The following is a 23,753-nucleotide window of genomic DNA, read 5'->3' as shown; positions in this document are numbered from 1 at the left end:
TATAAAGGAGCTTTTATAGTTTGATCCATTTTTCCCGATTCATGTTTGCTAAACTTTTCTGGTAATGCTAATTGTTTATGTTACACTTGAAAGGATGAAACTGAAGGAGTGTGGGCATGTTACGTTTAGGAATAGATATTGACGGCACAATCACGGCTCAGGATACATTCGTCCCTTATTTAAACCGCTCGTTTAATATTTCCATTTCATTAAACGATATGACGGATTATGATTTAACAAAACTGTTACGTATTACACAGGACGAATTTTGGGATTGGATGAATCAAAATGAAGCGACGATATATAAAGAAGCACTTCTTGCGCAGCATGCAAAACAGTCCCTTGACCTCCTCAAAGAGGAGCACCGGCTGATTTATATTACGGCGAGAAGGACTCATTTAAGCGATATTACGTACGAATGGTTTGACAGACAAAATCTCCATTATGACCACATAGAGCTTGTGGGCGGGCATCATAAAGTCGAAGCGGTCAAAAAACATGACATCGACTTGTTTTTTGAGGATCATCATGGAAACGCAATGATGATTGCAAAAGAAGCTGGTATACCGGTGATTTTATTCAATTCGCCTTATAACCAGCTTCCGATTGATTCAAACATCATTAGAGTTAACAACTGGCTCGAAGCGGTTCAATGGATAAATGAAAATAAACATTCTTTCATACGTGTGAAAAATTAAAAAAGGAGCCTGATCAGGCTCCTTTTTCTCTATCCTTTCACTCTCATGCAGAGGGTTGATCTTGCTTTTCCTGTTCACAGCTTGGGCATGTCCCGTAAATCTCAAATTTATGCCCGCTGATCTGATAGCCATCTAAGTCATCATAGAGCTTATCCATCGGACAAGACTCAATCTCCTTTGTTTTGCCGCAAGCCAGGCAAATAAAGTGATGGTGATGATGAGTAAATGAGCATTTAAATCGGAACAGCTTTTCACCGGAAAGTTCAGTCGTTTCCAAAATACCTAGCTCTTCATACAAAGATAGGTTTCTGTAAATCGTATCAAAGCTTAACCCGGGATAATCATCATTTAGTGCAGAAAGTACATTTTTAGCGGTCAGATACCTGTCCGAATCAGCAAAAAGCTGAAGCATATCTTCCCGTTTGCTTGTATATTTATATCCGTTTTCTTTCAGTAAGTTCAGCGCTTCTTGTACGTTCATGAAGGGCCCCCCTTTTCGCTTTGCTTAAGAACGAACGTATCTTAAATATCAAAAAGAAAATGGCAGCTGTCTGACCAGCAAGCCATTTTCTTAACTACTGATAAAATTATACCCATAAAATGAGTAAAAGTAAATGAAAGCCTAGTGGATTGCGGTTTTGAATTTGCCGCCTCTTGTTTCATGAGTATTCATAATGGTAATAAAGGCATTATCATCGACTTCAAACACAATGGATTTAAGCTTAGTCACTTCCAGCCTTGTGACAACTGCATAAATCACATCTTTTTCCTCGTCAGTATAGCCGCCTTTTCCCTTCAGCTTCGTTGTTCCGCGTCCGAGACGGTGTAATATTGCGTCGGAAATCTCATCATACTGGTCCGAGACAATAATCACAGCTTTTGTTTCATCAAGCCCTTGGATGACCGCATCAATGGTTTTCATGGCAATGTAGTAAGTCATGAAAGAATACATAGCTTGCTCGGGACCGAACACAAAACCGGCCCAAATAAAGATAAATACATTGATAAGCATCACAAATTCACCAACTGAAAACGGCAATTTTTTCGTTAACAGTATACCAAGAATTTCTGTGCCGTCCATTGAACCTCCGTTACGAATCACCAGACCCACACCAAAGCCGAGCAATAGACCTCCGAATACTGTAGCCAGAATAGGCTGTGTCGTAATGGCTTCTACGTGGTGAAGCGAGGATTCGATTAAGGCAAGGCCGACGATCCCGATAACAGTAGAAACGAGGAAGGTCTTACCGATATATTTATATCCGAAGATCATAAAAGGAATGTTTAAGATGACAACAAAAACAGCGAAATTCAGAAAGGGGTTTGACATAAAGAGGTGGTCTAAAATAAGTGATACACCGATAATGCCGCCATCAATAAAATCATTGGGGACTAAAAATAATTCAATACTCACCGCCGCAGACGCAGCTCCGATCAGAATCATGATGACCCTGAATATAAAGTGGGTAAATGATTCTCTTTTGTGTTGTTTTGTTGGGGTCATAAAATCTCCTTTCCTGCAATAACTATTTTAAATAGACTATGACTCTATTTTACCATGAAATGCTGACACATTTTATTGATTTGCCCATACATTATGTCTGAGAGGTGGAATGTTCGATGATATTATTTCAAAGAATTATTTTGCAGAGGCTCAATCAAGCCACTGCTGAAGATTTATTGAAGTACTCCAAGCAATACGGAATCAGTCTGACAAAACCGCAAGCAATTGAAGTAGCAAACCTGTTATACGGGAAAAATGTGAATATTTTTAATGAGCAGGAACGTACGCGGCTGCTGAAACAAGTAGAATCCATTACTTCAAAAGAAACAGCCCAAACCGTTCATGAACTTTTCAAGCAATTCTCAAGCTGAAAAAAAGCGGGGGATTGAATCCCCCGCTTTTTTATTGCTGTAAAATCTTTTCGAGTAATGTGTTGTCAAATTGCTTTTCTTTCAGCATTTGAATCTCAAAACGGTACGGCGGTTTTTTGTTCTTTTTATCTTCACCGACATACGGCGTTTCAAGGATTTTCGGAATGTCTTTTAACTGCTCATGATGAACGACATATTGCAATGCGTCAAACCCGATTTCCCCGAAGCCAATATTTTCATGACGGTCTTTTCTCGCGCCTTTAATATTTTTGCTGTCATTGATATGGAGCACTTTGATTCTGTCAATACCAACAATTTTATCGAACTCATTCAGCACTCCGTCAAAATCTTCGACAATATTGTAGCCGGCATCATGTGTATGGCATGTATCAAAGCATACAGACAAATGCTCATTGTGTGTAACGCCATCAATAATTTGCGCAAGCTCTTCAAAGCTTCTGCCGCATTCAGACCCTTTGCCAGCCATTGTTTCTAATGCAATCTGCACATTTTGATTCGGATCAATGACTTCATTTAAGCCTTCAATAATTTTCTTAATGCCTTCCTCGGCTCCCGCGCCAACATGAGCACCCGGGTGAAGGACGATTTGCTTCGCGCCGATAGCAGCTGTCCGCTCAATTTCAGAGCGGAGAAAATCAACACCAAGCTCAAAAGTAGCCGGATTGACCGTATTGCCAATATTAATAATATAAGGCGCGTGTACGATAATCTCGTCGATGCCGTTTTCCTGCATGTGAGCGCGGCCGGCTTCTATATTTAAGTCTTCAATTTTTTTTCGGCGCGTATTTTGCGGCGCGCCTGTATAAATCATAAATGTGTTCGCCCCGTAAGAGACTGCTTCCTGACTCGCAGCTAGAAGCATATGTTTTCCGCTCATAGAGACGTGTGAACCTATTCTCAACAACCGGTTCCCCTACTTTCTTTTTTTAGATTGATTTCTTCGCTGTTTTTTCTTAATTTTCTCCATCTCGTAGCTCATTTTCTTTTTATATCCGGGCTTAACCTTCTTCGGCTTTTTCACGAGACGATGGGCGATTTCATCTGCTTCGTTCGGCGTCTTTTTACGCTTTTGGCGGCGCTGACGGTCATCGCCTTTTTTCCATTCACCTTTTTCAATCTCCAGGTAATCAAACTCAATGCCCATTTTCTCAAGCTTCACCAATGCATCCTCATCAGAAAGCTCATAAATTGTCATGGCCTGTCCTGAATAACCCGCGCGCGCTGTTCTGCCCACACGGTGAACATAAAAATCAAGATCATCCGGCAGCTCATAGTTGATGACATGGCTGACACCTTTAATATCAATGCCTCTTGCGGCGAGGTCAGTTGCAATTACATAAGTGAATTCCAAATCATTAATCTGCTTCATGACTTTTTTACGCTCACGAGGCGTTAAGCCGCCGTGCAGAAGTCCGATTTTCATCCCTTTGTCCATCAAATATTTGGCGATATGGTCGGCATTGTTTTTCGTATTAGCAAACACAATACCTAAGTAAGGGGTCAGATTAGACATTATGTCAAAAAGAAGCTTGTCCTTATCACGGTGCTTTGAAGGAATAAGAATATGCTCAATTTTCGCAGCAGTGACCTGTTTAGGCTCCACGTGGGCGTATTTCGGGTTTTCCATGTATTTTTTCAAAAACGGTTTCAGCTTTTCCGGAATCGTTGCAGAGAACACAAGCATCTGCAGATCCTCTGGCATACGTGAACCAATGTAATCAACGTCTGCAAGGAACCCCATATCGAGCATTAAATCGGCTTCATCAATAACAAGAGACTCAGCTTTATGAACACTTAATGCCTGTTCTTTGATTAAATCTGCAATCCGTCTCGGCGTTCCGACGACTAGATGCGGCTGCGTTTTCAGTTTATCAATGGCTTTCTGCTTATCTGTGCCTCCGATAAAACATTTGGAACGGATCGAATCACCTTCAGCACCCTGAGTGATTTTCAGCGCTTCCTGATAAATCTGGTTGGCAAGCTCGCGCGTAGGAGCCGTGATGACAACCTGAACGACATCCTTAGCAGGATCAATTTTATTTAACAAAGGAAGTAAGTAAGCGTGAGTCTTTCCGGTTCCAGTCTGAGACTGTCCGATGACGCTTTCTTTTTTTAATACAGCAGGAATCAGCCTTTTTTGAATATCAGTCGGTTCATAAAAACCAAGGCGATGTACTGCATCTATAATAAACGGTTTCAATTCATACACATCAAATTTAGTTTCTTTCATTTTTCCCAGCTCCTTAAAGCGGCACATTATGTGTCCATCATCACATTATACCCGATTTCCCTTAAAAACACCACGTTTGGAAGGCGTTTGTTTTATTCAGATAAGGAAAGCAAATACCGAAACCCATGCATATTGTAATAGCAGAGAGAGCTGAAAGGAGGTACAAGTATGTTTTCACAGCAGCAGCCAATGAGAAACTATCCGCAGCCCGGTCCGCCCCGCCCTATGCAAAACCAGCGCATGATGGGAAAAACAGCGCCTGAAATGCGAAGACCTTCATTTGGTCCGCCGCAGCAAAGTTTTCAGCAATCAGGGCAGCAATTTCTTCCTCAGCCAAACGCCGGGGCAAGAAATGGGGCGGGCACAGGCTTAAAAGGGATGCTGTCCAAATTTTTACCCGGCACAGGAGGCACAGGGGCGCCCGGAGCAGCCGCAGGCGGAGGAGCAGGTCTGCAGGGCATTCAAAATCTCGCCAACCCGGCATCGTTATCCAGTATGCTCGGCAATGTGCAAAAAGTGCTCGGCATGGCGCAGCAAGTCACCCCTATGATTCAGCAGTACGGACCCTTAGTCCGCAACCTGCCGGCAATGATAAAGCTTTACAGTCAATTAAGCAAAAACGATGATACAGAGGGCACTGAAGAAGAAGAAACGAAGACAGAATCAGAAGATAATACAGAAACAGAAAAGAAAGCTGCGTCAAACGAATCTGGTGAAAAGGAAAAATCAAAAGCAAGCAGACCATCATCTGCAAAAAAAACAGCAGCACCGGACTTAAAGGAACAAAAATCAAAAACATCTGTCTCACAGAAAAAGGAAACACCCTCTCCTTCCTCGAAAAAAACATCCGGCAGTTCTAAGCCGAGATTATATATTTAACATTCTTTGATATCTGGAGTGAGATTGGCTATAATGGAGATCAGAAGATTGCAAGATTAGAGCCGTTTGATTACGGCTTTTTATATTGCCTTTACTCACTTCTGTATTGGAGGACAACCGAAAATGGACGTAATTAAAATTTCGCCGCGCGGCTATTGCTATGGTGTTGTTGACGCTATGGTAATCGCTAAAAACGCGGCACTGGATAAAAGCTTGCCAAGACCCATTTATATACTCGGGATGATTGTTCATAATAAACACGTCACTGATGCGTTTGAGGAAGATGGCATTTATACATTGGACGGCGCTAATCGACTGGACATCCTGAAGCAGGTTGAAAAAGGAACTGTCATTTTCACAGCGCACGGCGTTTCTCCCGAGGTTAGAAGAATCGCCGAAGAAAAAGGATTAGTCGCTATAGACGCTACATGCCCGGATGTAACGAAAACCCACAACTTAATCTTAGAAATGAAAGAAAAAGGATATCACGTGATCTATGTCGGCAAAAAAGGCCATCCGGAGCCGGAAGGAGCGGTTGGCGTTGCGCCTGATATCGTTCACTTGGTTGAAACACCGGAAGATGTCAAAAATCTCGATATCCAAGCTGAAAAATTGATTGTAACAAACCAAACGACAATGTCTCAATGGGATGTTCACGATATCATGGAGCTTGTGAAGGAAAAATATCCTCACGTTGAATATCACCAAGAGATTTGCCTGGCTACTCAGGTGCGGCAGGAGGCTGTATCGGAGCAGGCGAAAAAAGCGGACCTAACGATCGTTGTCGGCGACCCAAAAAGCAATAATTCAAACCGGCTCGCCCAAGTGTCTGAGGAAATAGCCGGGACAAAAGCGTACCGAATCGGCGATCTCAGCGAATTAAAACTGGAATGGCTTAAAGGCGTAAATACCGTCGCCGTTACTGCCGGAGCTTCAACACCGACGCCGATCACCAAAGAAGTGATTCGCTTTTTAGAACAGTTCGATCATGAAGACCCATCAACTTGGACAATCGAACACAATGTTCCGCTCAAAAAAATCCTTCCAAAAGTGAAAGCAAAAAACTGAGGCCCTCACAGCCTCAGTTTTTTTTATAGAAAAGTAAATGGATTTGTATCCGTTTCGGAAATAAAGATATTGACGTCTGCTTTTTTATCCTTACACATTGACGTCAGTTTTTTTACGACGCCTTCTTTCATGATTTTTTCAGCGTAATGGCCTGGATCAATAACATTCAGACCAAGCATCATCGCATCATGGGCAACATGGAAATATAGATCGCCCGTGACGTAAACATCTGCGCCTTTCCGTTTTGCCTGATGGATATACTTGTTCCCGTCTCCTCCGAGAACAGCTACTTTCTTCACCATGCTGTCAGCCTGTCCCACCATTCTGACGCCGTTCACTTGAAGCTTGTCTTTTACAAACAAAGCAAATTCCTGAAGCGTCATTTCATTTTTAAGTGTTCCGACACGGCCTAGCCCTTTTTCGGCTGGTGACTGCTCGACAGGATAAATATCATAAGCGACTTCTTCATACGGATGGCTTTTTATCATTGCGTTTATAACGGCTTTTTCTATGCTTTGAGGAAACACAGTCTCCAGTCTGACTTCATGTACGAGCTCAAGCTCTCCAACCTCTCCGATAAAAGGCTGTGCGCCGTCCAATGGCTTAAAGCTGCCAATGCCCTCAGATGAAAACGCACAATGGCTGTACTCACCGATATGGCCTGCCCCCGCATTTCCCAGAGCGCCTCTGACCTGTTCTTCATATTCTTTCGGCACGTATACGACGAGTTTTTTGAGAGGGTCAGTATAAGTAGGCACCAATACTTCAGTTCCACTCAGCTCCAAGGCCTCAGCAAGCAAATCGTTTACACCGCCGTCCGCAACATCTAGGTTAGTATGAGCCGCATACACGGCGATGTCATGCTTCAAACACTTTTCAATCAGCCTTCCGCCGGGCTGATCAGTTGAAATATGCTTTAGCGGCCGGAAAATAGGAGGATGGTGTGCAATGATTAAATCAACATCCTTTTCAATCGCTTCATCGACGACGCTTTCCAATACATCCAGCGTAACCATCACATTTTTAACTGGTTTATTTAAACTGCCGATTTGCAGACCGATTTTATCACCCTCAACTGCATAGGCTTTTGGAGAAAATTGTTCAAACAGCTGAATGACTTGCTGTCCGTTTACCTTTTTAGCCATGATCGATAACCTCCTTTAATAGCTCCATTCGATCGGTTAGTTCGTTCAATTTCTTTTTGTTATCTTCAGATGTCGCAGCACGGCTGATCTGTTCATATATGTTTTGAGTATGCTGGAGCTCTTGTGTCCATTTTTTCAAAAATACAGCATTCATTTCTTTTGCCAAAAATGGGCCTACGAGCATTCCTGCCGGCAAAGAAATTCCTGCATAAGCTGCATCTCTGTCTCCCGCTTCGGCGACAAGCACCTCATAGCACTTTCCGTCTTCCTCAAGAATCACTTCATCAATAAGTGCGTACCCTTCTTTATACAGCCATTCTCTAATATGAACGGCATGAATATTCGGCTGTAAAATAAGCCGTTCTTTACCTGTCAGTTTTTCTTTGCCTGCTTCTAAAATATGAGCGATCAGTGACCCGCCCATTCCGGCAATTGTTATGGCGTCAGCTTCACCTTTCTGAAGCACTTCAAGGCCGTCTCCTTGTCTTACCGTTATGTGTGCGCTTAAGCCCGATTTGTCGACCTGCCGTTTGGCAGACAAGAATGGACCGTCTGTTATTTCTCCAGCAATAGCTTTGCTCGCTTTATGATTCAGCACCGCATAACAAGGAAGGTAAGCATGGTCAGAACCAATATCCGCTACTACCGCTCCATCCGGTATGTACTCCGCTACTGTTTGTAATCGTTTTGATAATTTTAATTCGTTCACTTGTCATCACAACTTTTCTCAATCATTTTTTCCTTTTCTATCATATAAAAAATCAGCCCGGAATCCAAGCTGAGCGAATGATTTTCAGTTTATTTCTTTGCAGGAACAAAATCAGTATGGAATAGGACAAAAATAAAAGGCTGTCGAGAACATCTCGGCGGCCTGAGAACGTATAAGGAGAAAGATACATCCTTTATTTAATTTTAGACACCCATTCTGCCATGTCATCAAGCTTATCAGCCGGAACAAGACCGGAAGGCATTCCATTACCGCCCTTTTCAATCTTTGTTTTGATTTCAGCGACATCCTTCTTATCCCCTACACCTTTTAAACTCGGACCAGAAACTCCTTCATAATTTTCCCCGTGACACGTAATACAATTTGCCTTGTAAATGTCTTCCGGTGAAGCGTTTGCATCATCTTTTTCAGCAGACTTGCTTTCTCCTCCGCTCGCAATCTCGCGAGAGTCATCAAGCCCCTTTACTGATAAAAAGAAAGTCAGACCAATACCTAAAACAGCGATCAGTAAAAATGGAATAAGCGGATTCCATTTCATTTCCCTTCCCCCTTTATGATCCTTCCCCCTATGTAAACACTTCTAATTCTAACTTATTTTTACAAAAAGTAAATGGATTGGCATACAAAAGTTTTTTATTCACACTTTATACAAAATTAAATCAAAACATGCCTATTTCTCTAACATTCCTTTTATTCTATTGTATAATGTATTGTATACGCTTACAATAGAAAATATGGATTGGTATATTGAAATTTTTCATCGCAATGTTCATTTGCAAATGACATCATTTTTCAGTAAAATAAAGACATATTATCCATATATCTTTTTTAAAAAAGAAGAACGGATCTGCAAGACCCGTTCCATCTTATTCTAGAAAATCTTTCAAACGTTTACTTCTGCTAGGATGTCTTAGTTTCCGCAGCGCTTTCGCTTCGATTTGTCGAATACGCTCTCTCGTAACTCCAAATACCTTGCCGACCTCTTCCAATGTTCTTGTACGTCCGTCATCAAGACCAAATCGAAGCCGCAATACATTTTCTTCACGATCTGTTAACGTATCAAGCACGTCTTCAAGCTGCTCTTTCAATAACTCGTATGCCGCATGATCTGAAGGTGAAGTAGCCTCTTGATCTTCGATGAAATCACCAAGATGGGAATCATCCTCTTCACCGATCGGTGTTTCAAGAGACACTGGCTCTTGTGCTATTTTTAAGATTTCACGTACTTTTTCAGGTGTTAGATCCATGTCTTCCGCAATTTCTTCAGGTGTTGGCTCTCTGCCTAAGTCTTGCAATAGCTGACGCTGTACGCGGATTAATTTATTAATGGTTTCAACCATATGAACGGGGATCCGGATCGTTCTCGCCTGATCGGCAATGGCGCGTGTAATCGCCTGTCTGATCCACCACGTAGCATACGTACTGAATTTATAACCCTTACGATAATCAAATTTCTCAACGGCTTTCATCAGACCCATGTTACCTTCTTGGATCAGATCAAGGAACAGCATTCCGCGTCCGACGTACCGTTTGGCGATGCTGACAACAAGCCGCAGGTTCGCTTCAGCCAATCTGCGTTTGGATTCTTCATCACCTTCTTCAATTTTTTGCGCATAGGCGATTTCTTCCTTTGCAGAAAGAAGGTTAACCCGGCCGATTTCCTTTAAATACATACGTACTGGGTCGTTGATCTTGACACCAGGCGGTACACTTAGGTCATTAAGGTCAAATTCTTCTTCGGCTTTGGCAAGCTGCTGAATATTAGGATCTTCTGTTTCTTCATTCTCACTAATTAATTCAACACCTTGTTCACCTAAAAATTCATAATACTCATCCATTTGGTCTGACTCAATCTCAAAGCTGGACATACGCTCAGCAATTTCTTCATATGTCAAAACGCCACGTTTTTTACCAGACTCCGTTAATTGTTCTTTCACTTGGTCGAATGTTAATTCTGTTTCGTGGGTTTGTTTATCAGCCATTATGGATCCCTCCTTCCAAAGCTTGCAACGAATTCTAAAAGCGGTATGATTCTTATTCGGTCCATTCAGGCGTTTTCTATGTGAACTGCCTTTAACAATGTGCGAATAATGAAATGACAATTCATGATGAGGTCAAGCGATCTATTTGCTCCTCCGCAAGGAATCATTGCCAATGAAAGCTCCTCATCAGTTGTCCCTGTTATTTTAAAGATCGGTTCAATGTAACGATTTCTTGAGCCAGAGATGCGGCTCTCAAAAAATCTTTTTGCCTTTCGGCTTCGGCTCTTTCCGCCTCTTTTTCTTTTATCATTGACCATTTTCTGTGATTCAACACTTTTTTCACATAATCTGATAACTCGGCCTCGCTGAGTTCTTGATTAATCTGAAGCATTAAAATATCAGACAATACCTGACTTATATGATCATCCGTCACCCTGGCCATAAGATGCTGAGGCGTCAGCTCGGCACCCTCTTCATATAAAGCGTACAGATAGGCGGCCAAAGCGCGGTGTTCATCAATATTAAATTCAAACCCGACCCGGTCAATGACTTTTTTTATGACGCCCCTGTCACGAAGCATATGCGCCAGTAAAAGCCTTTCTGCATTTTCATACGCCGGGCGCAGCCGTTTTTGCCTTGCCTTAGTTGTCAAATGCGCTCTTCTTGTTTTCGTTTCACCGCTGCTGTCAACAGGTTTGTTTTGCCTGCCAAATACAGTCAGCTGCTCAGTTAATGACTCCTGGGAAATCGAAAATTCGGAAGCAAGCTGTTTCACGTAGACTTCCTGTTCAAGTGATCCTGACAGCGCGCTGATTTCTTTAAGCACTTCTTTAATGTAGGCTAATCGATCGCCTTCATCGGACAGGTTCTTTCCTTTCCGGAAATATTGCATTTTAAACGCCATCACCGTAACGCTTGCATCGACAATGTCGTTTTTGAATTTTTCTCCGCCGTACTGTTTAATGTAATCGTCAGGGTCCAATCCGTCAGGGATCATAGCGACTCTGACTTTACAATCTTTTTTCTGAAGAAGCTCTGCAGCTTTCAAGGTGGCTTCATATCCGGCTTTATCAGAGTCATAGCAAAGAATGATCTCCTCCACGTTTCTTCTCAGAATCTTTACATGATCATCTGTCAGAGACGTACCCATCGTCGCTACACTCTCTTTTACGCCTGAGTTTACCGCTGATATGACATCGGCGAACCCCTCGAATAAGACAGCTCTTTCCTGCTTTCTGATATGAAGGCGGGCCTTGTGAAAATGATAAAGCAGCTTGCTTTTATGAAAAAGCGGCGTTTCCGGGCTGTTCATATATTTTGGCTGCTGGCTGCCAAGCGCTCGGCCTGAGAAAGCCACAACAGCTCCATGATGGTCATGGATCGGAAACATGATCCGGTTTCTGAAACGGTCAAAATATCCGCTTCCGTCTTCGCGTCTAATGAGCAGCCCCGCTTTTTCCATTTGAGTTTCACTGAAGCCTCTCTTGGCGAGAAATTTCGTTATGAAGTCCCAAGAATCAAGTGCATAGCCAATCTGAAATTCATCAATCAGCTCTTTCGTAAACCCTCTTGCAAGCAAATAATCCAGCGCATCCTGGCCTTCTTTTGTATTTATTAACAAATGATGGTAAAATTTCTTCAGAAGCTCATGAGCCTCCGCCATTTTTTGTTCTCCGGTGGATTCTGGCCGGACTGCGGTGTGAACCGTTATATCATCTGGAAAATCAATGTGGTATTTGTCCGCAAGGTGGGAAACCGATTCAGCAAACGAATAACCCTCCATCTGCCTCAAAAAGGAGAAGACATTGCCACCCGCTCCGCAGCCGAAGCAATGAAAAATCTGTTTGTCTGGCGATACGGAAAACGAAGGTGTGCTTTCTCCATGAAAAGGACAGAGTCCAAAGTAGTTTCGGCCTTGCTTCTTTAATTGAACATAATCACCTATGACTTCAACGATATCTGCCGACTTTTGCACCTTGTCTACAATTTCATCTGGTATCCGATTTCCCATCTTATAACACTCCGTCGTACATTATTCGATGTTTTAGTGCAAAATCCCTTCATCGTTCGACAGGATTTTTTGCAGCAGCGTAACAAATCGTTCTCGATCTTCATGATTCAATTTTTTAGGCCCTTTGGCATAAATGCCTTTTCTCCTTTGTTTGCCGGAAACATGACGGCCTTCAAGGGCAAAATCAATCGTATCTTCCTTGTAAAGACGTCCTCTCTCCGACATGACAGTGACGTTCCTGTTCAGAAGCAGGGACGCTAAACCAATATCCTGCGTCACCACGACATCTCCCGGTTTTACATGATTTGCGATATATAAATCAGCAGCTTCTTTATGAGGATCAACATACTTCCATTTTTCTTCCTGACTTCTGGAAAGCTGGTAATGTTCAAATGAAGCGACAAAAAGAACTTGAACTTCATAATCGGATGCTGTTTGTAAAATTTCGTCTTTTACGGGACAAGCATCAGCATCGACAAAAATCGTCTTTTCTTTTTCATTAAGAAGAGTAATTCTCCATCCCTCCATTAAACTCCTGCATAAAAGCAAGCAAAATCGCACACCCTGCAAAAATGCGGGTGTATTTGAATTTGTCGAAAAATTTCCGGGAGAAATTCTTGACATCTTACCCATAATAGTTTATTCGTATCACACGAACCTTAAACCTAAAATTAATCATTTTATCACAATTTTTTATTATAATACAAACTTCACAAAGATGCTATTGTTTTTCATTATTCCCTTTTGGCAAAGTCAAAAACCCAGGATAGAGCGTCCTGAGTTACATGTTTTTCGTTTTGAGATGATGGATAATATTTGCTGTTTCTTCTACTGCTTTATTTGAAACATCTACAACCTGGCAGCCGATTCGATCCACGATCTTTTCGAAATATTCCAATTCCTCTTTAATTCTGTTGATATTTGCATAAATGGCCTTGTCATTGAGGCCAAGTGATTTTAACCGTTCTTTTCTGATATGATTTAGTTTATCCGGACTGATCTTCAGGCCGATGCATTTTTTCGGGTCAACATTAAAGAGCTCTTCCGGCGGGTCAACCTCCGGAACAATCGGGACATTCGCAACCTTCAGCCGCTTGTGGGCAAGATATTGAGATAACGGTGTTTTAGAGGTTCTCGATACACCGATCAAAACGATATCAGCTTTTAAAATGCCTCGTGGGTCACGCCCATCATCATATTTAACAGCAAACTCAATCGCTTCGACCTTTTTGAAATAATCTTCATCAAGCTGGCGGACCCGTCCCGGTTCATACTTCGCCGTTAAACCGTAGGCTGTTTCCATTTTATCAATTAACGGGCCGATAATATCATAATATAAGACATTTGCTTTTTCCGCTTCGGCAATCAAATATTCTCTTATTTCCGGCACCACAAGTGTAAAACAGATAATGCCTCCATCTGCTTTTGCAAGCGAAATCACTTCATTGATAGTGCCAATGTCTTCAACATAAGGAATTCTTCTTACATGTGTATCGTCTGCTGATCCGTTAAATTGGCTTAATGCAGCTTTGACTACCAATTCAGCCGTTTCACCGACGGAATCCGATACGACATAGATGATGCGGTTATTCATATTATCCCCCCGTTAGTCTGCGCTCTTATAGGATTTCATTTTCTGATAAACTGACAAGTATTTTGGTCATATTCGTTTTCGTCACTCTGCCGATCACTTCATATCCTTTATCGGTATCTTTGATGACAGGCAGCGCATCAATTTGTTTTTCAATTAAGTGCTTTGCAATGTCCATCACATAATCCTCGCGTCTGCACACGGTAATATTCGGCATTCTAGTCATTATAATGTGCACAGGGACAGAAGTAAGCTCCTGCTGGCCGATGCTGGCTCGTAGTAAATCCTTTCGTGAAAGCACTCCGACTAAAACAGCATCACGGTCCACTACAAACAGAGTACCTACATCTTCTAAAAACATGGTGCAAATCGCATCATATACAGAAACGTTTTCGTGAATAACGACGGGGATAGATTGAAAGTCTTTCACCTGAAGCTTTTTCAGTTTATCTGCCAGCAGCTGCGTACCGGTTTTTCCAGTATAGAAATAACCGACTCTCGGGCGCGCCTCAAGGAAACCTGACATGGTGAGTATGGCTAAATCAGGACGCAGTGTTGCTCTCGTTAAATTCAGCTGTTCGGCAATATGCTCCCCTGTAATCGGTCCGTTTTCTTTTACAATCTGCAAAATATGTTCTTGCCGTTTATTTAGTTCGATCGTACTCACCACCTTTTCACTTCATATCTATGTAAAGAGAATAATAAACCATATTATAACGTAAATGCTCTGTAATCAAACAAAAAAACGTTCAAATGGGGAAAAGACGATTACCGATCACACAGCAACCGCCTTTTCTCTCTTTATTTTACAATAAGGGCATTCATATTAGCAAAGGACTTGATCTGATCCGCCAAGTTTACCATTTGCGCTAATCGGTTTGCCTTTAATGCCTCGTTATCAGCAATAACCATCGTATGGTCGAAATAAGCATCGATCGGTTCCTTCAAGGCTGCAAGTGAAGAAAGTGCCGCCTCATAATCTTTTTTGCTGAAGCTTTCCTGCAGATTTTGTTTAGCAGTTTGATAAGCTTCGTACAGCTTCGCTTCGTATTCATTTTCGAACAATTCAGGCTGAATATCCCCGCGAACTCCTTTTTTGCTGATAGAGATCACTCGGCCTAAAGCTTCAGCTGTTTCTTTAAAGCCCGGGGCACCCAGTTTTTGCTCCAGCACTTGCGCTTTGTGGAGTGCTGAATACGGTTCAAGCTCAGAGCTTTCCAGCACGGCATCTATTACATCATGTCTGATCTGCTCCGCATTTAAGACGTATTTTAGACGCTGAGTGAAGAAATCTAACAGTTCGGTTTCTTTTTCCGTTTGTACGAAAGTCAGCAGCTCTTCAAACGAAATGCCCCAGTTCCGGTCAAGCAGAATCGCAACAATACCGCTCGCTTGGCGGCGCAAGCCGTAAGGATCCTGTGAACCAGTCGGAATGACGCCAATAGAGAAGAAGGATGCGATTGTATCCAGCTTATCCGCCATTGCCACGACTGCCCCAGTGAAAGTGGATGGTGTTTCTCCGCCTGCGGATCTAGGCATATAGTGTTCGTTGACAGCCACAGCTACAGCATCATGTTCGCCAAGCATTCTCGCATACTTTTCACCCATAATTCCTTGAAGCTCAGGGAACTCATATATCATATGTGTCACAAGGTCGAACTTAGAAATTTCAGCAGCACGTTTCACGTGTTTTAATGTATCTTCATCACCTTGAAGACGGACAGCAAGCTTCTCTGCGATCGCTGTTACTCTTCTTACCTTATCAGCGAGAGAGCCAAGCTCTTCATGGAACACAATGTTTTCAAGCTTCTTCACATTTTCATCAATGTTCAGCTTCTGATCTTCCTTGTAGAAGAAGGAAGCATCGGATAAACGTGCACGCAGCACTTTCTCATTGCCTCGCGCGACATTTTCGATTGCGTGGCTGTTTCCGTTACGGACTGTGATAAAGTAAGGAAGCAAATCTCCGTTCTTGTCTTTAACAGGGAAATAGCGCTGATGCTCTTTCATTGTCGTTACAAGCACTTCCTCAGGAATGGACAGGAACTCAGATTCAAATGAGCCGTAAAGAGCCGTCGGATACTCTACTAAATGATTGACTTCATCAAGGAGGTCCTCGTCAACCGGAATACTCCATTTGTTTTCTTCGGCCATTGCTTCCAGCTGCGATTGAATCATCTGTTTGCGAACATTTGGATCAGCAATCACATGCTGCTCTTTCAGCTGTTCTTCATAACTTGAAGGCGATTCAATAGACACTTCATGACCCAGGAAACGGTGCCCCTGTGTCGTCCGGCCTGACTCAACATTTGTGATTGCAAACGGAATGACATCCTGGCCAAATAAAGCGACAATCCATTTAATCGGACGGATATAACGCAGATCTTCATTTCCCCATCTCATGTTTTTCGGGAAATGAAGGCTTGTAATTAAGCTGTTCAGTTCAGGCAGAAGTGTTTTGGTTTCTTGGCCTGCTTGGAATTTTTGCACAAAAACATATTCTGTGCCTTTTATTTCTTTCATGTACAAGTCTTCCACGCTGGCACCTTGCCCTTTTGAAAACCCAATCGCCGCTTTTGTCCAGTTGCCGTCAGCATCAAGGGCGATTTTTTTTGCAGGCCCTTTTGCTTCTTCTTTTATATCATCCTGCTTTTCTGCTACACCCTTTACGAAAACAGCAAGGCGTCTCGGTGTATTAAAAAGCTTCACTTCACCGTGTGCGATATTTTTTTCTGCAAGCCAGCCTGTCAGCTTTTCGCCAAGCTGAACCATGCTTTCATTCAAAAAGCGCGCCGGCATTTCCTCTAATCCGATCTCTAAAAGTAAATCCTGTTTACTCATGAGAAGAACCCTCCCCTTTAAGCATTGGGAACCCTAGTTTTTCTCGTTCCTCATAATAGGTTTTTGCGACTTTTCTTGCTAAATTCCGCACTCTTCCGATATAGCCTGTCCGCTCTGTAACAGAGATTGCCCCTTTGGCATCAAGAAGGTTGAATGTGTGCGAGCATTTAAGCACGTAGTCATATGCAGGATGCACAAGACCGTTATCCATTTGCTTGATCGCTTCTTTTTCATACGTGCTGAATAATTGGAACAGCATATCAACATCAGATGTTTCAAATGTATAAACGGAATGCTCGTACTCAGCCATCATAAATAAATCTTTCACGGTAAACCCTGACGTCCACTCAAGATCAAATACATTTTCTTTATCTTGAATATAAGAGGCCAGACGCTCAATTCCGTATGTAATTTCAACGGAAACAGGTTTACACTCGAGTCCTCCAACCTGCTGGAAATACGTGAATTGTGTAATTTCCATTCCGTCAAGCCACACTTCCCAGCCAAGACCCGCACAGCCTAAAGACGGATTTTCCCAGTTGTCTTCTACGAAACGGATGTCATGCTCAAGCGGATCAATTCCGAGAGCGCGCAAAGAGTCTAAATACAGCTCTTGAATGTTATCAGGTGACGGTTTAATGATGACCTGGAATTGATGATGCTGATAAAGTCTGTTCGGGTTTTCTCCATATCGGCCGTCAGCTGGGCGTCTTGACGGCTCAACGTAAGCCACTTTCCACGGCTCAGGACCGATACTGCGCAAAAATGTATACGGGCTCATCGTGCCGGCCCCTTTTTCTACATCGTATGCCTGCATGAGCACACAGCCTTCATTGGACCAATGCTTCTGCAGGGTTAGAATCATGTCTTGAATATTCATTTCAAGCACCTCCACTTTTCTTTCATAAAATTGCTGCGGCAGCAACCAAAAAACTCCCGTCTCTATGCTTGCCAGCCGCAAACATAGGGACGAGAGTTCTCCCGCGGTTCCACCCTAGTTGCTGAGAACAAAATCCCAGCCTCTTTTTTAAAATTGCTCAAGAATGCCTTTCGTTGCGTGCTCATCCTTAGCTTACACCGTCCTAAGGTCGCTTTTATGAGGTATACGCAAGTACTTCTTTCTCTCACTGCAACATATTTTATAATAAATGATCATATAAAAAGATGGGCCAGATGTCAACTTTTGTTTTCACCCATAAGATGTTTCATGCTTTCCATTTGATCTAAAAAGCGCTTCGATTTCAGATAAACTCCTGAATATTCTTCGTAGTACAAGTCAATAACTTGCTTTACTTCATCTTTCGTTTCCTGCTTTAAGGACACATTGCCAATCCTTGAAAGATCAAAGTAATAAAACAATCTCAATAGCCTTGCCGTTTGCGGTTTAATCGGCACCTTGTAAGGGTCTTTGTCAAAGCAACGGTGGCAAATAAAACCGTTATCGCGAACAGAAAAATGGAAGGTCCCATCCTGGCTTTTACAATGCACACAGTGATTAAGCTCAGGATACAGTCCCATCACAGCAAGCATCTTCATTTGAACAATGAAGGTGATAACATCCGGGTCAGTTCCTTCATCAAGCTGTTTAAAGGATTCTAAAATAAATTCAAACAAATAGGGATTTGGTTTTTTTTCTTCTGTGCCTTTGTCAACAAGCTCGGCAATAAAAGCTGCATATGCAGTTAAAAACAAATCCTCTCTGATGCCTCTCATGCTGAGAATCATTTCACCCTGCTGAAGGGTTCCGAGGCCTGTTGTTTTCTGCATTAAGAATGAACCATACAAAAAGGGCTGGCTGACTGCTGATAAACGGCTGTTCGGTTTTTTGGCTCCTCTGGCCATAACACCTATTTTTCCGTGCTCTCTTGTCAGTAAAGTAACTATTTTATTCGTCTCTCCGTAATCATTGGTACGAAGAACGATTCCTTCACATTTTGTCAGCATTTCCGCACCTTCCTAAAACAGGAGCGGTCAAGAGGTCTATAAAATTGGAAAATCAAATCGGGCTAGCTCATCTTCTAGTTCTTCGGGTCTTTCCATGTTCTCTTTTTCCAGTTCTTTAAAAAGAAGATACGTATCAACATTTCCTGTTTGAGAAAATACGTTCCAGGTAAAATTCAACACAAGAAACCCACCTTTCTGTAGTTAAACTAGCTTACCTAAACTCCAAATTCTTACCTTTATCTTGACCAGATGTCCTCCATTTCATGTTAAACAAAATTTGCTAAGTTATCCCTGTTCATGTGAGATAATGACACAGCAAGAGATTAATATTCATCCTCTTTAAAGCCGAAGTCGCGAAGCTGGGACATTTTGTTACGCCAGTCTTTCTGCACCTTTACCCATAATTCAAGATAGACGCGAGAACCTAAGAGGGCCTCAATATCCGCTCTCGCTCTTTTTCCGACTTCTTTCAGCAGGCTTCCTTTTTTACCGATGACAATGCCTTTTTGAGAATCCCGTTCGACTACAATTGTTGCCGCCACGTGCACGGATCCGTTGTCCTGTCCTTTAATCGATTCGATGCTTACCGCAATGCTGTGCGGGATTTCTTCCCTTGTCAGATGCAGCACCTTTTCCCTGATCAACTCAGAAATAATAAAGCGCTCCGGATGATCGGTCACCTGATCACTTGGATAAAACTGCGGTCCTTCAGGCAAATAGGCTTCAATCTGCGCCAGCAAGGTTTCAATATTATTTCCCTCTAATGCAGAGATCGGAACAATTTCCTTAAAAGGATATCGCCCGCGGTATTCGTCAATTAGCAGAAGCAATTGATCAGGATGGATTTTGTCAATTTTGTTTACGATTAAGAAAACAGGTGTCGAGGTATTCTGCAATTTCTCAATAATGAACTCGTCGCCCTTGCCGTAACCTTCCTCAGCATTGATCATAAATAAGATCAAATCGACTTCTTTCAATGTATTTTGCGCCACTTTCATCATAAAGTCCCCAAGCTTATGCTTAGGCTTATGAATTCCTGGTGTGTCAATAAAAATTGTTTGTGATGTGCCTGTCGTTAAAACCCCTTGCACCTTATTTCTCGTTGTTTGGGGTTTATCACTCATGATGGCGATTTTTTGGCCGATCACTCTGTTCAAAAAAGTAGACTTACCTACATTTGGTCTTCCGATAATGGATACAAATCCTGATTTAAAGCTTTCGTTCGTCATGTAAATCCTCCGATGAAAATGCGCCTGGCAATAATTCTTCTGCAGTCATTTCTTTTATTTGTCCTTGTAAATTGGTCAGCACGACAACAACGTCCTTTGTGCAGAGCTCAGAAATCACCTGTCTGCAGGCTCCGCACGGTGATACTGGTCCCGGGGTGTCAGCAGCTACTGCCAGCATCTGAAACTCAGTATCGCCTTCAGAAACAGCTTTAAACAAAGCGGTACGCTCAGCGCAGTTGCACATGCTGTATGCCGCATTCTCTATATTGCAGCCTCTGTACACTTTTCCATCTTTGGTAAGAAGAGCGGCTCCTACTTTAAACTTGGAATACGGTGCATATGCCATGTCACGCGCTTTTAAAGCTTCTGTTATCAATTCCTGTCTGTTCATGTGTACATGTTCCTCTCTTACCTATAATGGTACCGCTATCACTTTATATTTTACATAATAGCGCTCCTTTTTTCACGCCCATTTCTAAAAATGTAAAATAAATGTAAGAATTTTCAGCCATTACAGCTTTGGCAAAAAAATAAGTAAACCAATAATACACGAAATCACGGCAAAAACGCAAACAGCCCCGGCAGCAGCGTCCTTAGCCGCCTTCGCAAGCGGGTGATGTTTATCTGTTACTAAATCAACCGTGTGTTCAATAGCTGTATTTAAAAGCTCTAGCGAAAGCATTCCGCCGATCAAAAGAAAAATAATAGCCCACTCTGTCAAGCTGAGATTAACGAGAAAACCGCAAATGATAACGGCGCAGGCAGCCGCGGCATGAAATTGAAAATTCCGCTCCGTCCGCGCCGTTTTCCATATGCCCCGTCCTGCGTGCACGAAGCTCATTAGGAATCGCTTCAGCTCATTTCTATGATCTCTTGAGTCCATAGGCGTCCAGCAAATCCTTTTGCTTAGTAAACATCTCCTCTTCTTCCTCTTTCGTCATATGGTCATATCCTAAAAGATGCAGGAATCCATGTACCGCTAGAAAGCCAAGCTCTCTCTTGAAAGAATGGTTATATTCTTCAGCCTGCTCTCTTGTACGATCTGCACTGATGATAATGTCACCTAAAACCGGCGGCATTTCAGCACCGACAATTTCAACTTCATCTTCTCCCTCTTCTTCAAGAGCAAATGAAATGACGTCTGTCGGCGTATCCTTTCCCCGATACTCTTTATTGATCTGCTGAATGTCTTCATTGGTAACGATCGTGACAGAAACCTCAGCCTGATCCTGAACTCCTTCGCGCTCAGCAGCAAATTGAAGCAGATTTTCTACTTCTTTAAGCATCTCTTCAGAGACACTTCCGGTTTCATCTATGATATCAATCAGTAAACTCATCTATTTCACCTTCTTAGTAGCCTCCGGATATTCAATCCGGGAGTGGAAAATTCCTTTTAATGTTGCACAAAGCGTTTTTGCAATTGTATCAAGCTCTTTAAATGTCAAATCGCATTCACTAAACTGTCCGTCCTGAAGCTTATCGGATATGATGCCCCGGACAAGCTTTTCAATTCGCTCAGGATTTGGATTATGCATCGATCTGACAGCCGCTTCGACACTGTCTGCCACTGAGATAATCGCGGCTTCTTTTGACTGCGGCTTCGGCCCCGGGTAACGGAATTCTTCCTCTGTAATCTGATCGCCTTTTTCCTTCGCTTTATAATAAAAGAATTTCAAAAGAGAAGTCCCGTGGTGCTGCTCAGCAATATCCACAAGCTCCTTTGGAAATTTATAGCTCCTCAGCATATTCGCCCCGTCAGTGGTATGCGAAATAATGATATTTTTACTGAGCTGCGGAGAAAGCTTATCATGCGGATTGTCAATATTCATTTGATTTTCGATAAAATACTGCGGCCGCTTTGTTTTCCCAAGGTCGTGGTAATACGCACCGACTCTTGCAAGCAAACCATTTGCCCCTACCGCCTCGCAGGCGGCCTCTGACAAATTAGCGACCATGACGCTGTGGTGATATGTACCTGGTGTTTCTGTCAGTATTTTTCGAAGCAGCGGATGGTTAGGGTTGGACAGCTCAATCAGCCTCATTGTGGACAAAATGCCGAAACCTGTCTCAAAAAACGGCATAAGCCCGATAATTAATACAGAGGAAGCAAAGCCCGACACAACTCCCATCAGCATGAGCGTCCCGATTTCCAGACCTGACAGCGCGGTGTTTTGAATCAATAATAGAGATAGAACCACAATCATATTGATAAACGCCACAAAAAGTCCGGTCTGCAATATTTTTGATCTGCCATTGTGTTTTCCTAAAAACAATACACCAGAAATACCGCTGATCAAATAATAAATACCAATGACATAATTAAATGTTCCGGTCACACCTTGATTAAACATCATACTTCCGCAAATCGCAAGAATGATACTTCCTAAAATGGCGATTCGCTCATTCATCAGCAGCTTAATTAAGATCGCGCCGGCCGCAATGGGGACAAGATAGCCAATATTGTTATATTCAATCTTTTGAAATAAACTGACAACCTCCATAATAACAAGTAAAAGCGTTGTAATAATGGAGAATAATAAGATCGACTTTTGTTTGAATTTCAGATTTTGATTCTGTTTTTCGAAATAGTAAACAAGTGTAGCTATGAAAAGCCCAATCATAATCAATAGACCGCTGATCGGCTTGAACAAATTGGAGTTATTTAATAATCCGGTCAGCTCGAGTTTTCTGTATACTTCCCGATCAATGAGGTCATTTTCTTCCACGAGCACCTGCCCCTGTTTGATCTGAACCTGCTGAACATTGTCTGACGCTTCCTGGCGCTTTGCCTCTGTTGCTTTCGGATCAAAGACGTAATTCGGAATGATGGCGTAACGCCCGATTTCCGTGGCGGCTCCCAAATATTTGGACGGAATAGAATTACTCTTCAGTTCTTTTTCCACTTTATCTTTTGCTTCAGATAATTTATCCGACGGGATTTCACTGCTCATCACTGAGTTTACTGCTGTTATGACAGTATCTCTGACAAATGAAAAATCTTCATGGTCCGCCTTCAGCAAAGTCTTGATGGCTTCCTCTGATATAGAATCATTCACATCTGACGTCAGCTTATTCTTCACCGACTTAATCATTGATTTTTCTGATGGTGAACTGCTGTCTTCTTCTGCTGAATTTTTCACTTCACTAATACTGTCAAATATCGATGACACAAGATCAATTCGATTGTCTGTATAATCCTTCTTTAAGGTATATTGATCTTCGACCGCATCCTCAGCAGCTTGCTTTTTTTCCTCTGTCGCTTTTTGATCTTCCACGGTTGCCGGAGCATAAATGGTCTTGTCGCTGACTGAAAACAGGTCTAAATCAAGCGATTCCGGCTTCACATGTACAAAAAGCAATGCGAACATAATCGCAGCCAGCAGAAGATACAGCAGTACATGCATGGAGCGTGCATTTTTAAAGCCGCGCCACTTTGTTGAGCCGCTTTTGGTCTTCCCCTTCTTTTTCAACACAAGAACCTCCTCTAGAAAATCAAGCTGATAAGCAAAAAT

The 23,753-nt window shown here is 42.4% G+C and carries 25 protein-coding genes; 4 read left to right on the top strand and 21 right to left on the bottom strand.

Annotated features, from left to right (window positions below):
• The first annotated feature begins 116 nt into the window (after nt 1-116).
• A complete protein-coding gene (locus tag LJF29_RS02660) occupies nt 117-698 on the top strand; it encodes a hypothetical protein (RefSeq protein ID WP_229146839.1) in 582 nt (193 codons plus the stop codon).
• 43 nt (nt 699-741) lie between these two features.
• Here the strand turns inward: LJF29_RS02660 and LJF29_RS02655 are convergent, their stop codons facing one another.
• Nucleotides 742-1,179: a Fur family transcriptional regulator gene (locus tag LJF29_RS02655; protein WP_010334964.1), complete on the bottom strand. Its 438-nt coding sequence runs from the start codon at nt 1,177-1,179 to the stop codon at nt 742-744.
• 141 nt (nt 1,180-1,320) lie between these two features.
• Entirely contained in the window at nt 1,321-2,202 is an 882-nt protein-coding gene (locus tag LJF29_RS02650; RefSeq protein WP_010334965.1) for a YitT family protein, read from the bottom strand.
• Between the two features lie 116 nt (nt 2,203-2,318).
• Here LJF29_RS02650 and LJF29_RS02645 point away from each other — a divergent pair, with 116 nt between their 5' ends.
• On the top strand, nt 2,319-2,573 hold the full coding sequence (locus LJF29_RS02645) for a DUF2624 domain-containing protein (RefSeq protein ID WP_168748255.1): 255 nt from the start codon (nt 2,319-2,321) through the stop codon (nt 2,571-2,573).
• A 31-nt stretch (nt 2,574-2,604) separates the two neighbouring features.
• On the opposite strand, the gene LJF29_RS02640 is transcribed toward LJF29_RS02645, so the two are convergent.
• A complete protein-coding gene (locus LJF29_RS02640) occupies nt 2,605-3,498 on the bottom strand; it encodes a deoxyribonuclease IV (protein WP_024122077.1) in 894 nt (297 codons plus the stop codon).
• A gap of 9 nt (nt 3,499-3,507) precedes the next feature.
• Nucleotides 3,508-4,824, bottom strand: a complete 1,317-nt coding sequence (gene cshB, locus LJF29_RS02635; RefSeq protein ID WP_229146838.1) for a DEAD-box ATP-dependent RNA helicase CshB — start codon at nt 4,822-4,824, stop codon at nt 3,508-3,510.
• A 168-nt stretch (nt 4,825-4,992) separates the two neighbouring features.
• On the opposite strand from cshB, the gene LJF29_RS02630 reads away from it, so the two are divergent.
• Complete coding sequence (locus LJF29_RS02630) at nt 4,993-5,703, top strand: YqfQ family protein (RefSeq protein WP_229146836.1); 711 nt, start codon at nt 4,993-4,995, stop codon at nt 5,701-5,703.
• 123 nt (nt 5,704-5,826) lie between these two features.
• Entirely contained in the window at nt 5,827-6,771 is a 945-nt protein-coding gene (locus LJF29_RS02625) for a 4-hydroxy-3-methylbut-2-enyl diphosphate reductase (RefSeq protein ID WP_010334969.1), read from the top strand.
• Between the two features lie 23 nt (nt 6,772-6,794).
• Here LJF29_RS02625 and LJF29_RS02620 read toward each other — a convergent pair whose 3' ends face one another.
• From LJF29_RS02620 to pgpH, 17 genes are all read right to left on the bottom strand, one after another.
• A complete protein-coding gene (locus LJF29_RS02620; RefSeq protein WP_229146835.1) occupies nt 6,795-7,916 on the bottom strand; it encodes a Nif3-like dinuclear metal center hexameric protein in 1,122 nt (373 codons plus the stop codon).
• The gene (gene trmK / locus LJF29_RS02615) at nt 7,909-8,577 is read right to left on the bottom strand and encodes a tRNA (adenine(22)-N(1))-methyltransferase TrmK (protein ID WP_229147569.1); all 669 of its coding nucleotides are present in this window, start codon (nt 8,575-8,577) and stop codon (nt 7,909-7,911) included. Before trmK ends, LJF29_RS02620 begins: the two co-directional genes overlap by 8 nt.
• A gap of 241 nt (nt 8,578-8,818) precedes the next feature.
• Nucleotides 8,819-9,181 carry a cytochrome c550 gene (gene cccA / locus LJF29_RS02610; RefSeq protein ID WP_010334972.1) on the bottom strand — a complete coding sequence of 121 codons (363 nt, stop codon included), beginning with the start codon at nt 9,179-9,181 and terminating at the stop codon, nt 8,819-8,821.
• A gap of 328 nt (nt 9,182-9,509) precedes the next feature.
• On the bottom strand, nt 9,510-10,625 hold the full coding sequence (gene rpoD, locus LJF29_RS02605; RefSeq protein ID WP_003226225.1) for an RNA polymerase sigma factor RpoD: 1,116 nt from the start codon (nt 10,623-10,625) through the stop codon (nt 9,510-9,512).
• Between the two features lie 199 nt (nt 10,626-10,824).
• Nucleotides 10,825-12,636, bottom strand: coding sequence for a DNA primase (gene dnaG, locus LJF29_RS02600; RefSeq protein WP_229146830.1), 1,812 nt, complete (start codon nt 12,634-12,636; stop codon nt 10,825-10,827).
• Between the two features lie 33 nt (nt 12,637-12,669).
• On the bottom strand, nt 12,670-13,164 hold the full coding sequence (locus LJF29_RS02595) for a YaiI/YqxD family protein (RefSeq protein ID WP_168748261.1): 495 nt from the start codon (nt 13,162-13,164) through the stop codon (nt 12,670-12,672).
• Nucleotides 13,165-13,417: 253 nt separating this feature from the next.
• Complete coding sequence (locus tag LJF29_RS02590) at nt 13,418-14,230, bottom strand: pyruvate, water dikinase regulatory protein (RefSeq protein WP_003237056.1); 813 nt, start codon at nt 14,228-14,230, stop codon at nt 13,418-13,420.
• Nucleotides 14,231-14,255: 25 nt separating this feature from the next.
• Nucleotides 14,256-14,894 (bottom strand): transcriptional regulator CcpN, encoded by a 639-nt coding sequence (gene ccpN / locus LJF29_RS02585; protein WP_024122084.1) that lies wholly within the window; start codon nt 14,892-14,894, stop codon nt 14,256-14,258.
• A 134-nt stretch (nt 14,895-15,028) separates the two neighbouring features.
• Nucleotides 15,029-17,068, bottom strand: coding sequence for a glycine--tRNA ligase subunit beta (gene glyS / locus LJF29_RS02580; RefSeq protein ID WP_229146825.1), 2,040 nt, complete (start codon nt 17,066-17,068; stop codon nt 15,029-15,031).
• Nucleotides 17,061-17,948, bottom strand: a complete 888-nt coding sequence (gene glyQ, locus LJF29_RS02575) for a glycine--tRNA ligase subunit alpha (protein ID WP_010334976.1) — start codon at nt 17,946-17,948, stop codon at nt 17,061-17,063. The genes glyS and glyQ overlap by 8 nt, the downstream gene beginning before the upstream one ends.
• Nucleotides 17,949-18,244: 296 nt before the next feature.
• On the bottom strand, nt 18,245-19,012 hold the full coding sequence (gene recO / locus LJF29_RS02570; protein WP_010334977.1) for a DNA repair protein RecO: 768 nt from the start codon (nt 19,010-19,012) through the stop codon (nt 18,245-18,247).
• Between the two features lie 36 nt (nt 19,013-19,048).
• Nucleotides 19,049-19,192 carry a YqzL family protein gene (locus LJF29_RS02565; protein ID WP_024122087.1) on the bottom strand — a complete coding sequence of 48 codons (144 nt, stop codon included), beginning with the start codon at nt 19,190-19,192 and terminating at the stop codon, nt 19,049-19,051.
• Nucleotides 19,193-19,335: 143 nt separating this feature from the next.
• Nucleotides 19,336-20,241, bottom strand: coding sequence for a GTPase Era (gene era / locus LJF29_RS02560; protein WP_010334979.1), 906 nt, complete (start codon nt 20,239-20,241; stop codon nt 19,336-19,338).
• Nucleotides 20,222-20,632, bottom strand: coding sequence for a cytidine deaminase (locus LJF29_RS02555; protein WP_010334980.1), 411 nt, complete (start codon nt 20,630-20,632; stop codon nt 20,222-20,224). Before LJF29_RS02555 ends, era begins: the two co-directional genes overlap by 20 nt.
• 120 nt (nt 20,633-20,752) lie before the next feature.
• Complete coding sequence (locus LJF29_RS02550) at nt 20,753-21,124, bottom strand: diacylglycerol kinase family protein (protein ID WP_229146823.1); 372 nt, start codon at nt 21,122-21,124, stop codon at nt 20,753-20,755.
• Nucleotides 21,105-21,578 carry an rRNA maturation RNase YbeY gene (ybeY, locus tag LJF29_RS02545; RefSeq protein WP_229146821.1) on the bottom strand — a complete coding sequence of 158 codons (474 nt, stop codon included), beginning with the start codon at nt 21,576-21,578 and terminating at the stop codon, nt 21,105-21,107. The genes LJF29_RS02550 and ybeY overlap by 20 nt, the downstream gene beginning before the upstream one ends.
• Nucleotides 21,579-23,714, bottom strand: a complete 2,136-nt coding sequence (pgpH, locus tag LJF29_RS02540) for a cyclic-di-AMP phosphodiesterase PgpH (protein ID WP_229146819.1) — start codon at nt 23,712-23,714, stop codon at nt 21,579-21,581.
• Nucleotides 23,715-23,753 lie beyond the last annotated feature (39 nt).

The organism is Bacillus sp. LBG-1-113 (genome assembly GCF_020708615.1).
GTDB lineage: Bacteria > Bacillota > Bacilli > Bacillales > Bacillaceae > Bacillus > Bacillus mojavensis.
This window is presented reverse-complemented; position numbering and strand designations above follow the sequence as displayed.